This window comes from Fusobacterium sp. DD2, from assembly GCF_018205345.1.
In the GTDB taxonomy this organism is placed as follows: domain Bacteria; phylum Fusobacteriota; class Fusobacteriia; order Fusobacteriales; family Fusobacteriaceae; genus Fusobacterium_A.
In genome coordinates, this window is sequence record NZ_JADRHM010000067.1 from 1 (window position 1) to 12,859 (window position 12,859).

General features: G+C 33.7%; 15 protein-coding genes, 7 tRNA genes and 1 pseudogene. 21 read left to right on the forward strand and 2 right to left on the reverse strand.

All coding sequences use genetic code 11. The features are described from left to right. A pseudogene (locus IX290_RS09405) lies at positions 1-275 on the reverse strand (IS3 family transposase); the annotation flags it as partial. A 72-nt stretch (positions 276-347) separates the two neighbouring features. Then, the gene (locus tag IX290_RS09410) at positions 348-1,001 is read right to left on the reverse strand and encodes an OmpA family protein (protein WP_211492959.1); all 654 of its coding nucleotides are present in this window, start codon (positions 999-1,001) and stop codon (positions 348-350) included. A 229-nt stretch (positions 1,002-1,230) separates the two neighbouring features. Here IX290_RS09410 and IX290_RS09415 point away from each other — a divergent pair. From IX290_RS09415 to IX290_RS09515, 21 genes are all read left to right on the forward strand, one after another. After that, positions 1,231-1,307, forward strand: a tRNA-Pro gene (locus IX290_RS09415). A 7-nt stretch (positions 1,308-1,314) separates the two neighbouring features. Next, positions 1,315-1,390 (forward strand) — tRNA-Gly (locus tag IX290_RS09420). Between the two features lie 4 nt (positions 1,391-1,394). After that, positions 1,395-1,471 (forward strand) — tRNA-Arg (locus IX290_RS09425). Between the two features lie 11 nt (positions 1,472-1,482). Continuing rightward, positions 1,483-1,558: transfer RNA gene (locus IX290_RS09430), tRNA-His, on the forward strand. 15 nt (positions 1,559-1,573) lie between these two features. Continuing rightward, positions 1,574-1,649, forward strand: a tRNA-Lys gene (locus IX290_RS09435). A gap of 6 nt (positions 1,650-1,655) precedes the next feature. Further along, positions 1,656-1,739: transfer RNA gene (locus IX290_RS09440), tRNA-Leu, on the forward strand. 70 nt (positions 1,740-1,809) lie between these two features. Continuing rightward, positions 1,810-2,541: a tRNA pseudouridine(38-40) synthase TruA gene (gene truA / locus IX290_RS09445; RefSeq protein WP_211492960.1), complete on the forward strand. Its 732-nt coding sequence runs from the start codon at positions 1,810-1,812 to the stop codon at positions 2,539-2,541. Between the two features lie 9 nt (positions 2,542-2,550). After that, entirely contained in the window at positions 2,551-3,003 is a 453-nt protein-coding gene (locus IX290_RS09450) for an N-acetyltransferase (protein ID WP_211492961.1), read from the forward strand. Between the two features lie 91 nt (positions 3,004-3,094). Continuing rightward, positions 3,095-3,517, forward strand: a complete 423-nt coding sequence (locus tag IX290_RS09455) for a Fur family transcriptional regulator (protein ID WP_211492962.1) — start codon at positions 3,095-3,097, stop codon at positions 3,515-3,517. A 48-nt stretch (positions 3,518-3,565) separates the two neighbouring features. Further along, positions 3,566-3,943 carry a desulfoferrodoxin family protein gene (locus tag IX290_RS09460; RefSeq protein ID WP_211492963.1) on the forward strand — a complete coding sequence of 126 codons (378 nt, stop codon included), beginning with the start codon at positions 3,566-3,568 and terminating at the stop codon, positions 3,941-3,943. 91 nt (positions 3,944-4,034) lie between these two features. Beyond that, entirely contained in the window at positions 4,035-4,193 is a 159-nt protein-coding gene (rd, locus tag IX290_RS09465) for a rubredoxin (RefSeq protein ID WP_211492964.1), read from the forward strand. Between the two features lie 123 nt (positions 4,194-4,316). Next, positions 4,317-4,393, forward strand: a tRNA-Met gene (locus IX290_RS09470). A 208-nt stretch (positions 4,394-4,601) separates the two neighbouring features. Beyond that, a complete protein-coding gene (locus IX290_RS09475) occupies positions 4,602-5,678 on the forward strand; it encodes a polysaccharide deacetylase family protein (protein ID WP_211492965.1) in 1,077 nt (358 codons plus the stop codon). A gap of 9 nt (positions 5,679-5,687) precedes the next feature. Further along, a complete protein-coding gene (locus IX290_RS09480) occupies positions 5,688-6,452 on the forward strand; it encodes a glycosyltransferase family 2 protein (protein ID WP_211492966.1) in 765 nt (254 codons plus the stop codon). Between the two features lie 11 nt (positions 6,453-6,463). After that, entirely contained in the window at positions 6,464-7,504 is a 1,041-nt protein-coding gene (locus tag IX290_RS09485) for a glycosyltransferase family 9 protein (protein ID WP_211492967.1), read from the forward strand. Then, the gene (locus tag IX290_RS09490) at positions 7,500-8,504 is read left to right on the forward strand and encodes a glycosyltransferase family 9 protein (protein ID WP_211492972.1); all 1,005 of its coding nucleotides are present in this window, start codon (positions 7,500-7,502) and stop codon (positions 8,502-8,504) included. Before IX290_RS09485 ends, IX290_RS09490 begins: the two co-directional genes overlap by 5 nt. Next, complete coding sequence (locus IX290_RS09495; protein ID WP_211492968.1) at positions 8,501-9,187, forward strand: lipopolysaccharide core heptose(II) kinase RfaY; 687 nt, start codon at positions 8,501-8,503, stop codon at positions 9,185-9,187. Before IX290_RS09490 ends, IX290_RS09495 begins: the two co-directional genes overlap by 4 nt. A gap of 39 nt (positions 9,188-9,226) precedes the next feature. After that, positions 9,227-10,195, forward strand: coding sequence for a glycosyltransferase family 9 protein (locus IX290_RS09500; protein WP_211492973.1), 969 nt, complete (start codon positions 9,227-9,229; stop codon positions 10,193-10,195). After that, positions 10,183-11,301 (forward strand): recombinase RecA, encoded by a 1,119-nt coding sequence (gene recA / locus IX290_RS09505; RefSeq protein WP_211492969.1) that lies wholly within the window; start codon positions 10,183-10,185, stop codon positions 11,299-11,301. Before IX290_RS09500 ends, recA begins: the two co-directional genes overlap by 13 nt. After that, positions 11,291-11,839, forward strand: coding sequence for a RecX family transcriptional regulator (locus IX290_RS09510; RefSeq protein WP_249168926.1), 549 nt, complete (start codon positions 11,291-11,293; stop codon positions 11,837-11,839). Before recA ends, IX290_RS09510 begins: the two co-directional genes overlap by 11 nt. Before the next feature lie 9 nt (positions 11,840-11,848). Further along, positions 11,849-12,583 carry a lysophospholipid acyltransferase family protein gene (locus IX290_RS09515; RefSeq protein WP_211492971.1) on the forward strand — a complete coding sequence of 245 codons (735 nt, stop codon included), beginning with the start codon at positions 11,849-11,851 and terminating at the stop codon, positions 12,581-12,583. Positions 12,584-12,859 lie beyond the last annotated feature (276 nt).

A 12,859-nucleotide genomic window follows, 5' to 3' on the forward strand; every position in this document is an offset into this window, starting at 1 on the left:
TGTCCATCTGAACTAAGCCCAACATCAAGCGCTACTGACAAAATAGCCTCATTATTCAATAAAACCCTATTAATTGTAGATTCTTTAAATTCCTTAGAATAATGGTTATTTTTGCCTTGTCTAAGAATACCATATCCATGTTTATTTAGAAGTCTAACTAAATACTCCAATCTACGAAAATTTACTTTAAATTCTCGACCTAACTTTCTTAAAGATTCACCTTTTAATTTTCTTTCAAAAATCTCAATTAGCCATAAAAAAACTACCCCCTCCATCTTAGTTGTTTAAGATTTTGGGTGCAGTACAAAAGAGCCACTCATATGAGTAGCCCTTCTGTTTTTATTATTTTAGTTTAGAGGAAGAATTTGAATTTCAACTCTTCTGTTTTCAGCTCTTCCTTCAGGTGTAGAGTTTGTAGCTCTTGGATTTTTAATACCATGTCCAATAGCAGATACTCTATTGTATGATACACCTTGAGAAATTAGATAATCCTTAACACTGTTTGCTCTTCTTTGAGATAGATCAAGGTTGTATTCAGCACGTCCTGTGTTATCTGTATATCCATTTACTATTATTCTAGTTTCAGGATATTGAGTTAAAACAGTAGCTATAGAGTTAAGTGGTCCATAGAATGAAGAAGTTATATCTGCACTGTTAGTAGCAAAAGTTACACCTCCAGGTAGATATAGATTTAAGTTTTCCCCTTCTCTATTAACTTGAACATCGGTATTTTTTAATCTCTCTCTTAATTCCTGTTCCTGATGGTCTCTATAAGCTCCCCATCCAAGACCAGCTAATGCACCGATTCCTGCCCCAATTAATGTTCCTTTAGTGTCTTTTCCAATAAGCTGTCCTATAAGTGCTCCAGCAGCAGCTCCACCAGCTGTACCACTAGTTTTTTTATTTACAGAACCTGTTTCATCTACAAATGGAGATGAAGTACATCCTACTAGAGTCAGACCTAACAATAAACTGCATACAACTTTTTTTGTATTTTTCATAACAGCCTCCTTTATTTTAAAATAATTTTTAAAGCTTACCTATATTATATACTAAAAAAAATAAAATAGAAGAGAGAATTTTGAAACAGTGATTAAATACACCTTTGCGGGAACCTAATGTTTTCAAGGGTTATTTTATTATAGTAAAAATTTTTATAAAATTTTAAAAAAGTTGTTGACACAAAATCATATTGATGATATAATCATTTATGTCTTAAGAGAAAGACGTCGGAATATAGCGCAGTCCGGTAGCGCACCTGCCTTGGGAGCAGGGGGCCGCAAGTTCGATTCTTGCTATTCCGACCATTTAAATGCGGGAATAGCTCAGTTGGTAGAGCGTCAGCCTTCCAAGCTGAATGTCGCGAGTTCGACCCTCGTTTCCCGCTCCAAAATGTGTCTGTAGCTCAGCTGGATAGAGCAACGCCCTTCTAAGGCGTGGGCCAGGAGTTCGAATCTCTTCAGACACGCCATTATACTTATGGTGATCGTAGTTCAGTTGGTAGAGCGCCAGTTTGTGGCACTGGTTGTCGCGAGTTCGAGCCTCGTCGATCACCCCATACAATTTAATAGATGCGTCATTAGCTCAGTTGGTAGAGCACACGACTTTTAATCGTGTTGCCACAAGTTCAAATCTTGTATGACGCACCATTTCGTGCGAGGATGGCGGAATTGGCAGACGCGCTAGACTTAGGATCTAGTGTCCCAGACGTGAGAGTTCAAGTCTCTCTCTTCGCACCATTTTGATAGTAAAGAGATTCTAGAGAATCTCTTTTTTTTATTATATAAAGATGTAATAAAAGGAGATCAGATGAGGAATATCAAATTGACATATAGATATGATGGAAGTTTATTCTACGGTTTTCAAAGACAGCCTGATCAGCGTACTGTTCAGGGAGAGATAGAAAAACTTCTTGCAATACTGCTTAAAGAAAATATAAATATGACATCTTCTGGACGTACAGACAGAGGAGTTCACGCACTTATACAGGTTTCTAATTTTTTTACTGATTCAACCATTCCAGCCGAAAGATTAAGATATGCACTTAATAGAGGACTTCCCCAAGATATAGATATATTAGATGTAGAAGAAACAGATAAAGATTTTAATTCAAGATTTGATGCTAAAAGAAGAGGATATAGATATGTGATAAGTTGGGATAAAGATCCCTTCAAGTCAAGATATGAGACATATGTCCCAAAGGAAATAGATATCAGGAGATTTAAAGATATTTTAAAACCATTAGTTGGAGTTCATGATTTTGATAATTTCAGAATGAGTGACTGTGGAAGTAAGACCTCTGTAAGAGAGATATACAGTATAGAGATTATTCCATTAGAGGAGAAGAGAATAGCTGTTGATATTATGGGAAATTCATTTTTGAAGTCCCAGATAAGAATAATTATTGGAACAGCTCTGGATATATATTTTAATGTAAGACCTGAGAACTATATAGAGGATATGCTTTTACATCCTGGGAAGGATTTTGTAAAAAGAGTGGCCCAGCCAAATGGACTTTATTTGGCAAAGGTTGATTATTAGGGGGTAACAATGAAATTTAGAGAAGTAACACAGACAGATCTTCCTTTTCTTAAGAGGATAGTAGAACTTGAAGATGAGGCCTTTGAAGGACAGGGAGGAGTAGACCTTTGGATACTTAAAGCACTTATCAGATATGGTAAGGTATTTATGATAGAGAATGAAGAAGGGGAGATAGTATCCCTTGTTGAATATATGCAGGTATTTGAGAAAAAAGAGGTGTTCCTATATGGAATATGTACCAGAAAGAGATACAGATACCAGGGACATGCTACAGATATAATGAGAAAGAGTGAAGAGTACCTGAGAAAAATAGGGTATAAAGCAATATCTTTAACAGTGGATCCTGAAAATGAGATAGGGATAAACCTCTATAAACACCTTGGTTATGATGTGGTAGAATTTGAGGAAAACGAGTATGGTGAGGGGGTTCACAGATACTTGATGAAAAAAGTCATAATTTAGTGCCAAATATCTTGACAACAGTTTTAATATAGTGTAGTATATAAATATAAAATGATTACAAATTTGAGTTGTGTGGATTGGAGGTGCCAGCATGAACAATCATATTGAAAATATAGGGGAATATTTAAAAAAGCATGAGATTAAACCATCTTATCAGAGAATAAAGATATTTCAATATCTTGAAGATAACAAAAACCATCCTACAGTAGATATGATATATAAAGCACTGTGTCCACAGATTCCTACTCTTTCAAAAACAACAGTGTACAATACACTTAATCTTTTTATAGAAAAGAAAATAGTAAATATCATAGTTATAGAGGAAAATGAGACTCGTTACGACAGCATTGTATCAGTACATGGACATTTCAAATGTGATAAATGTGGAAAGATCTATGATATTGATATAGATGAGAGAGCTCTGGGTAAAGATTTCTTAGATACCTATGACATCAAAGAACAGCATTATTATTTCAAGGGTACTTGTGAAGAGTGCCTGAAGAAAATGAAATAATAGAATTAGGGGTAAAAAAATACTTATTAAATTAGGAGGAATCTGCTTATGAAAAAGAATGAATTTGTAAAATTAGGTTGTGGTTGCTTAGCACAAATCGTTTCTGTAGGAAAGGATTGTGCAGAAGGTAATGGTGGATTAGAAGTAGTTGTACCAAAATCTCAAGATGCTGCTACTGAAAAACACGTTCCATATGTTGAAGAAAAAGAAAACGGATACTTAGTAAAAGTTGGAAAAGAAGCAAAACACCCTATGATGGACGCTCACTATATTCAATTTATCGAAATTGAAGTAGATGGAGATATGCTTTATAGAAAATATTTAAAACCTGGTGAAGAGCCAGAAGCATTCTTCGAAGTACCAAAAGGAAAAGAAGTAGTTGCTAGAGAATACTGTAACATCCATGGTTTATGGGCAAATAAATAAGCTCAAAAAAACTGTTGAAAAAACCGATAAAACAAAGTAAAATAAATTAATGAAGTTAAAATTTAATTGATTTAAGGAGGAAACACACATTATGAAAAAATATGTTTGTAGCGTTTGCGGATATGAATATGATCCAGCTGTTGGAGATCCTGATAACGGAATAGCTCCAGGAACTGCATTTGAAGATCTTCCTGCAGATTGGGAATGCCCTCTATGCGGAGTAGGAAAAGACGACTTCGAAGAAGCTTAATTGAAAAAATTGTGTCAAAAGAGTACATATAAAAAAATATGTACTCTTTTTTTAAAAAAATTAAAAAAATCTTGACATTTTCAATAGAATAGTGTATTATTATGACATACTAATAAAACATATGCCTAGATAGCTCAGTTGGCTAGAGCATACGGTTCATACCCGTACGGTCGATGGTTCGAATCCATTTCTAGGCACCATATTCCAAATAATTTTTTTAAACCCCACTTTTTAGATTCATATGTTGTAGTCTAACCCTAAATATTTTTAAGGAAAAAGATGAGCCGATGGCTTGTCTTTTTTCTTTTTTTGTATTTTTAACTTAGATTTGATATAATATTGTAAAGTGTTTTTTATGCTGATTTTGGATTTGAAACACTGAAAAGTAAAGGCTAAAAGGAGCAGCATATGATAGGGTTAGTAATAGTTATACTTATACTTTTATATTTTAGAAATAAAGGGGTTCCTATGTTTTTATATCATCAGGTAAACCCAGTTTCAAGTGTTACACCAGAGCTCTTTGAAGAGCATCTGAAAATCTTAAAAGAAAAAAATATGAACACCATTACGCTTTCTGAATATGGACGTGGAGAACTTGGAAAAAATCCATTTTTAATAACCTTAGATGATGGATATTATGACAATTATACTGAGGTGTTCCCACTTCTTAAAAAATATAATATGAAAGCGACTATATTTTTAAATACACTATATATAGGAGAGAATTGGGATAAAAATGAGGCTTCCATAATAAATGGAGAGGCTAACTATCTGGCAATGTCTAAATACCTTAAAACAGGTGATGGGACTACCAGGCAGTATCTAAGTTGGGATGAGATAAAAGAGATGCATAAAAGCGGTCTTATAGACTTTCAGGCCCATTCTCACAAGCACACTGGAGTATTTGTAAGTGATAAGCTGGAAGGGGTATTTGATGGAAGTGAAAGAGATATATCAGAGCTATATCTTTATCATGATATAAAGGAAGGATATCCTAAATTTCCTAAAAGAGGAGAGTACGCTTCTAAGGGGATTATTATAGACAGGGAGTTTTTTGAAAAATTCAGACTTTTCTATGAAAAAGAGCTTAAAGGTAAAAGCGAGAAAGAGATTATAAAGCTTGGACAGAAATTTGTAGATGAGAATAAAAAAGATTACTTTCATTGGGAAAGTGATGAAGAGTTTGAACATAGAGTAAAAGAGGAATATATTTTAAATCGTGATCTGATAGAGAGTCATCTAAATAAGAAGATAGAGTATTTCTGCTGGCCATGGGGACACAGAAATAAAAAGAGTATTGAGATATTAAAAGGTTGTGGAGTAAAGGGATTTGTAACTACTAAAAAAGGTACTAATGGACGCAGGCCTAATTTTGAGATGATAAGAAGAATAGAGCTTAGAAAATTTACACCTGACAAATTCAAGTTAAATCTTTTTATTGCAAGAAACTATATTTTAGGAAAGATATATGGCTGGGTGTCATAAGGAGAGATTATGAAATTATCTGTAGCAATGATAACATTAAATGAAGCAGGAATACTTGATAAAACATTAGCTGCAATAAAGGATATAGCTGATGAGATAGTTATTGTAGACAGTGGGTCTACAGATGACACAGAAAAAATAGCCCAGAAGTATGGGGCTAAATTTTTTGTTGAGCCCTGGAAGGGATATGGACCTCAAAGAAACTCTGCAATAGATAAGTGCAGTGGAGAGTGGGTATTAAATATTGATGCTGATGAGGAAGTATCTCCTGGACTTAAGAAGAAAATATTAGAGATTAAGGAAAAAGAAAAGGATAAACAGGTGTATTCAGTAAATTTCACATCTGTATGTTTTGGAAAGAAGATAAAACATGGTGGCTGGAGTAACAGTTACCATATTAGATTATTTAGAAAGAGTGCTGGAAGATTTAATGAGAACATGGTCCATGAGGAGTTTGTAACTAATGAGATCACTCACTACTTAAAAGAGGATATATATCATCACAGCTATGTTACTTTAGCAGACTACTTCCAGAAATTCAACAGATACACAACTGAGGGAGCTATAGAGTATTATAAGAAGGGAAAGAAGAGCAATATTTTTCAGCTTGCTTTTAATCCTATGTTCAAATTTATCAGAATGTATCTTATAAGACTTGGATTTTTAGATGGTAAAGAGGGATTTTTACTGGCTTCAACAAGTGCTATGTACACTATGGTAAAATATTACAAATTAAGTGAAATATATAGAAATGGAACTTATTTGAAAAAGTAGAGGGATGAAAGATGGAGATAAAGAGAATAATTGTTTCTAGAACTGATAAGATTGGGGATCTGATTCTATCTATCCCAAGCTTTTATATGCTAAAAAAAATGTATCCACAGGCAGAGCTTATAGTTATAGTGAGACAGTACAACTATGAGATAGTAAAAAATTTTCCATATGTAGATAGAATAATAAGAATAGATGATTTTACAAAGAGTGAGCTTTTAGATAAGATAAAATATTTTAATGCAGATGTCTTTGTGGCACTGTATAATGACCCTTATGTATGTGAACTTGCAAAGGCAAGTAAAGCAAAATGGCGTATTGGGCCACTATCTAAAATGTGCTCATTTTTTACTTACAATAAAGGTGTGTGGCAACGTAGATCAAAATCTATTAAAAATGAGGCTGAATACAATTTAGACCTTGTAAAAAGAATAGATCCTGAACTATTTGATGAGAAATTTGAGATAAATACAAAGGTATATGTAGGAGAGGAGAATAAACTTGCAGCAGATACCTTTTTTAAAGAGTTTAAAATAAAGGACAAGGTTCTTGTAGTAAATCCATTTATGGGTGGATCTGCTAAAAATATAACTGATGATCAGTATGCTTCACTTATAAGATTGTTTGCTGAGAGAAATCCTGATAAATCAGTTATTATAATCTGCCATATATCTGAAGAGGAAAGAGGTAATGAGCTTCTTAAAAAGATAGATTTGCCTAATGTTGAGCTATTTGCAAATGGTGGAGATCTTTTAAATATTGCAGCAATAATAGCTAAAGGAACAGTATATCTTGGACCATCTACAGGGCCTACTCATATAGCAGGAGCCCTAGGTAAAAGAGTAGTTGGAATATATCCAGCAAAGGCTACTCAAAGTACTGTAAGATGGGGAGTATTTGGAAATGACAAGGTAAAATATATAGTTCCTGATAGAGATAATCCAAATGAAAAATATAAAAATCCATTTTTTGAAAAATATGATAAGCGTATGGAATGGGAGATTATAAGAGATTTAGAGGAAAGTTTTAAACTCCAAGAGGGTGATGAAAATTAGAATTTTGATTATTCATACAGCATTTATAGGGGACATAGTACTTTCAACACCACTTATTAAAAAGGTAAGAGATGCTTATCCTCATGCAGAGATTACCTATCTTACTACACCAGTAGGAGCATCTATTTTGAGAAACAACCCTCATCTTAACTATATAATAGAGTATGATAAGAGAGGGGAGCACAAAGGGATAAAGGGACTTTGGGCAATTGCTAAAAAACTTAAGATGGAAGCCTATAATATGGTAATTACACCACATAGATATATGAGAAGTTCATTTCTTACATGGCTTACAGGAGCACCTGTAAGAAGAGGATATGACAATGCAGCAGGGGCTTTTTTATACACAGAAAAAATTCATTATGATAAGAGCAAGCATGAAGTGGAAAAACTTCTTTCATTTATAAAGAAAGATCCTGAAAAGAGATATGAGATAGAGCTTTACCCTACTGAGTTTGAAAAGAAAAAAGTGGACAAACTTTTAGGAAATATAAAAGATGATATAGTGGTTATTGCTCCAGGAAGTAAATGGTTTACTAAAAGATGGCCTATTGAATACTTCAGAACTGTTATAGAAAAACTTGAAAAAGAGAATAACTGTACAGTTGTATTAGTAGGTGGAAGAGAGGAGAGACTTTTAAATATCCCTCTTGGTGAAAAATCTATTGACCTTCGTGGAATGACAACTCTTCTTGAACTTGCAGAGGTAATAAGAAGAGCTAAGGTGATAGTAACTAACGACTCATCACCAATTCATATTGCATCAGCTTTTCCTCATGTGAGAATAATAGCTATATTTGGCCCAACTGTTGAATCTTTGGGATTTTTCCCATGGTCAAAAAACAGTGAGGTATTACAGGTAGAGGGACTTGAGTGTAGACCTTGTACCCTTCATGGGGGACCATCTTGTCCTAGAAAGCATTTTAAATGTATGCTGGATATAAAACCTGAAACAGTAATTAAAAGAATAAATTGTGCTCTTAAAAAGGAAGAAGTATGAAGAGAATAAAGGATGGAAACAACTATCTTTACTTTGAAGATGAGATTGGAAAAAAACTTTATAAGGCCATTGAAAGTGGAGATTACAAAACTGTAAAGGTCTTTAAGGATGATCAGAGAAGTTATGTTGCATTAATTGAGATAGATGGAGAAAATTACGTATATAAAGAGCCAAGAGAGAAAAATAGAAGAGGTTGGCAGAGATTTCTATCTATATTCCGTGGAAGTGAAAGTAAACGTGAATTTCAGAATATAGAAAAAATAGGAAAGCTAGGATTTAATTCAGCTATTCCATATCTTGCTGTAGAGAGAAAAAAAGCAGGGATGAGTGTAGATTCATACTATATCTCATCATATATTGATGGACGTGATGGCAGTGTAGATGATATTGATATCATCTCAGAGGAACTTGGAAAAATACATAGCATGGGGTATCTCCATGGAGATTCTCATGTTGCAAATTTTATGATAAAAGATAAAAAAGTCTATATAATAGATACAAAATTTATGTATAATAAATATGGGGGCTTTGGAAAGGTTTTCGAGTATATATATCTAGAAGAAAGCTGCAGGATACCTATTCCATATGACAAAACCTCTATCTATTATAAGGGAGCTATGATATTAAAAAGATATCTTTTATGGCTTGGGGATTTTAAAAAGAGAATCAGAGGGAAAAAATAAAAAAATAGGAGATAAAAATTGAAAGTATTAGTTATCAGAATGAGTTCAATAGGAGATGTACTGCTTACAACTCCCGTATTAAAAGCTTTTAAAAATAAATACCCAGATGCTAAAATTGATTTTTTGGTTATGGATCAATTTAAAGAGGCAATTTCTGGATCCAAGTATATAGACAGGATTATTGTATTTAAGAAAAAGGAAAATGATGGTTTTAAAAATATAATAAAATTTGCAGATTCCCTAAAAAAAGAAAAATATGATTATGTATTTGATCTCCATGCTAAATTAAGGTCTAAACTGATAACTAAGAGACTTGGGGTAACTACTTATACATATAAGAAAAGAGCATGGTGGAAATCGATTTTGGTCAATGCCGGACTGACAAAATATGAAGTAGATGATACAATAGTAAAAAATTACTTTGGTGCATTTAAAGATTTTGGAATTGAGTATAAAGGTGAGGATCTGGAATTTGTATATGGTGACAATGATAGATTCAAAGAGTATAGAAACTATCCTGTAATGGCACCTGGAGCTTCTAAAGAGACAAAGAAGTGGACTGTAGAGGGGTTTGGACGTCTTGCTAAGATGATATTTGAAAAGCATAAGGTTCAGACAATTCTTTTAGGTGGCAGAGGGGATATAAAAAAATGTAATGAGATAAACAGAATAAGTGGAGGTCACTGTATAAATCTTGCTGGAAAGCTGACTTTAAAAGAGAGTGGGGCTATTTTGTCCCTTGGTAGATTTTTAGTTACCAATGACTCTGGTCCTTTTCATATAGCAAGAGGGGTAGGTTGTCCTACATTTGTAATATTCGGACCTACAAGTCCTGGAATGTTTGAGTTAGGAGAAAAGGATACCTTAGTTTATGCAGGAGTTCCATGCTCTCCATGTAGTCTGCATGGGGATAAAAAATGCCCTAAGAAGCATTTTAAATGTATGAAAGAGATAACAAGTGAAATGTTGTTTGATATGATAGAAACTAAAATAAAATGGGAGGAATAACTGTGGCAAAAGCAAAGAGCGGCGTTAATGAAAAAGAAAAAGCATTAGAAATGGCAATGAAACAGATAACAAAGGACTTTGGTGAAGGATCAATAATGAAACTTGGTTCTAATGAGAGTATGCATGTGGAAGTTATCCCTACTGGAAGTATCAACCTTGATATAGCATTAGGACAGGGTGGGGTACCTAGAGGTAGAGTAGTTGAGATATATGGTGCTGAAAGTTCAGGTAAAACTACAATAGCACTTCACATTGCAGCAGAAGCACAGAAGATGGGCGGAATAGTAGCTTTCATAGATGCCGAACATGCTTTAGATCCAGTATATGCAAAGGCTTTAGGAGTAGATGTTGACGAACTTTTAATATCACAGCCTGACTATGGGGAACAGGCTCTTGAAATAGCAGATATGCTAGTTAGATCAGGAGCAGTAGATTTAGTAGTAGTTGACTCAGTTGCAGCACTTGTACCAAAAGCTGAAATAGATGGAGAGATGTCAGATCAGCAGATGGGATTACAAGCTAGACTTATGTCTAAGGCACTTAGAAAACTTACTGCTACACTTAATAAATCTAAGACAACTATGATATTTATCAACCAAATCAGAGAAAAAATTGGTGGATTTGGATTTGGACCTCAAACTACAACTACAGGTGGTAAGGCACTAAAATTCTATTCAACTGTAAGAATGGAAGTAAAAAGAGTTGGAAGTGTAAAACAGGGTGACGAGGTAATAGGAAACGAAACTATTGTAAAAGTTACTAAAAACAAGGTAGCACCTCCATTTAAAGAGGCAGCTTTCCAAATTATGTATGGTAAAGGAATCTCAAGAGTTGGAGAGATATTAGATATCGCCCTTGCAAATGATATAGTATCAAAAGCTGGAGCATGGTTCAGTTTTGGAGATATAAGACTTGGACAAGGTAGAGAGAATGTAAAAATAAGACTTGAAGAGGATAAGGATATCCTAAATGCTATTGAAGCAGAGGTAAGAAAAGTATTGTATCCACCTAAAGAAGAGGAAGTTGAAGATAAAAAAGATGATAAAAAAGGTGGAAAAAAAGAGGAGAAAGTTGAAGAAGGAGCTCTAAAGTTTGATGAAGTGTAATCTTAAGGGAAACAAGCTTTATTTTGATGAGTATTTTTTTATTGATCTCAACAGAGACACAATTACAGAGTATGATTTGAAAAATAGAGATGAGATAACACATGATAAGTATTTGGAACTCATAAGGAAAAGAGCACTTAGCATGGCCTACTTTCTTTTGGCAAAAAGGGATTATTCAAGTAGAGAGCTTACAGATAAACTTATTGCAAAGTATAGAGAGAAAGAGATAATTCACAAGATTATAGATGAGTTTTGTGAAAGAGGCTATATTGATGATTATGAGTATGGAAGAATCTATGTGCAGACTCATAATTATGGAAAGAAAAAAATGGAGTATATGCTCTATCAAAAGGGGCTTACAAATGAGATGATATCTTCTCTAATGGCAGATAATGCTGATAGAGAGATTGAAGAGATAAAGAAACAATGGGTTAAATTGGGAAAAAAGGAAAAAGATAAGAAGATTCTTTCACTTATGAGAAAGGGTTTTGAATATCCTACTATTCAAAGAGCTATTCAGGAAATTGAGGAAAACTAGGAGGAGCAGATGTTGGGATTGTTACTAGCTTCACTTACAGCGACGGTTATATTTATAGTTATGAGTATAATCTATCTTCCTTTAATTGCATTTAAAAATGAGGAAGAGGGAGTACTATTTGCCAGAGAAAAACTTAAGTTTTTATCTAGATGGATATTAAAAAGTCTGGCAGTTGATCTTGAAGTCCAGTACAAGGACTTTGAAAGTGTTGATTCCTTAGATAGAAAAAAAGGGATAATATGTGTTTGTAATCATCAGAGCAATCTTGACATACCGGCAGTAACTGCAGCTCTTCATGCTGACATTGGTTTTGTAGCCAAGGTAGAGATGAAGTCATGGCCTTTTTTCAATATCTGGATGAAGAAGAGCAAGTGTGTATTCCTGGATAGGTCCAATCCTAAAGCTGGGATTAAAAGTATAAAAGAAGCTGTTGAGCTTATAAAAAAGGGATACCCTATTGTTATATTTCCAGAGGGAGAGAGAAGTTTTGATGGTAAGCTTCTTCCATTTAAAAAGGGGAGTTTTAAGCTTGCAACAGAGACAAATGGCGTGATTATACCAATTACAGTAAAGGGAACTATGAATATACAAAAACGTGGTGAATGGCGTATGAAGCGTCATCAGAAAGTCACTGTTGTCATAGATAAACCTATACATTTAGATGAACTTTCTAGAGATGAGATAAAAAATCTCAATACCTATGTAAGTGGTATAATAGCTAAAAATTATGATGAGATAAAATAAAAAAGCCTGAGGCTGTTACAAATTTAGTAAATAATAAAATTCTTTAAGCTAGAAATAGTTTCTATTTATTTTGCTTACAGAAAGAAAATCCGAAACTCACTTCGTTCAGACAGTCGAATTTTCAGTATTCTGTTTCGCTGCATAAATCACGCAACTATTTCTAATGCCCAGAATTTTATTTCTTACAAGTTTAAAAATGTAACAGCCTCTTTTTTATTGAAAAAATAATGAATTTTTCTAAGAAAAGTGATATAATATAATACTAAGTAAAAAGAT

Bases quoted from the DNA above. Each gene is read 5' to 3' on its own strand.
- IX290_RS09450 (WP_211492961.1), top strand. From the start codon at position 2,551: ATGAAATTTAGAGAAGTAACACAGACAGATCTTCCTTTTCTTAAGAGG.
- IX290_RS09410 (WP_211492959.1), bottom strand. From the start codon at position 1,001: ATGAAAAATACAAAAAAAGTTGTATGCAGTTTATTGTTAGGTCTGACT.
- IX290_RS09460 (WP_211492963.1), top strand. From the start codon at position 3,566: ATGAAAAAGAATGAATTTGTAAAATTAGGTTGTGGTTGCTTAGCACAA.
- IX290_RS09500 (WP_211492973.1), top strand. From the start codon at position 9,227: ATGAGTTCAATAGGAGATGTACTGCTTACAACTCCCGTATTAAAAGCT.
- recA (WP_211492969.1), top strand. From the start codon at position 10,183: ATGGGAGGAATAACTGTGGCAAAAGCAAAGAGCGGCGTTAATGAAAAA.
- rd (WP_211492964.1), top strand. From the start codon at position 4,035: ATGAAAAAATATGTTTGTAGCGTTTGCGGATATGAATATGATCCAGCT.
- IX290_RS09515 (WP_211492971.1), top strand. From the start codon at position 11,849: ATGTTGGGATTGTTACTAGCTTCACTTACAGCGACGGTTATATTTATA.
- IX290_RS09480 (WP_211492966.1), top strand. From the start codon at position 5,688: ATGAAATTATCTGTAGCAATGATAACATTAAATGAAGCAGGAATACTT.
- IX290_RS09495 (WP_211492968.1), top strand. From the start codon at position 8,501: ATGAAGAGAATAAAGGATGGAAACAACTATCTTTACTTTGAAGATGAG.
- IX290_RS09475 (WP_211492965.1), top strand. From the start codon at position 4,602: ATGATAGGGTTAGTAATAGTTATACTTATACTTTTATATTTTAGAAAT.
- IX290_RS09510 (WP_249168926.1), top strand. From the start codon at position 11,291: ATGAAGTGTAATCTTAAGGGAAACAAGCTTTATTTTGATGAGTATTTT.
- IX290_RS09455 (WP_211492962.1), top strand. From the start codon at position 3,095: ATGAACAATCATATTGAAAATATAGGGGAATATTTAAAAAAGCATGAG.
- truA (WP_211492960.1), top strand. From the start codon at position 1,810: ATGAGGAATATCAAATTGACATATAGATATGATGGAAGTTTATTCTAC.
- IX290_RS09485 (WP_211492967.1), top strand. From the start codon at position 6,464: ATGGAGATAAAGAGAATAATTGTTTCTAGAACTGATAAGATTGGGGAT.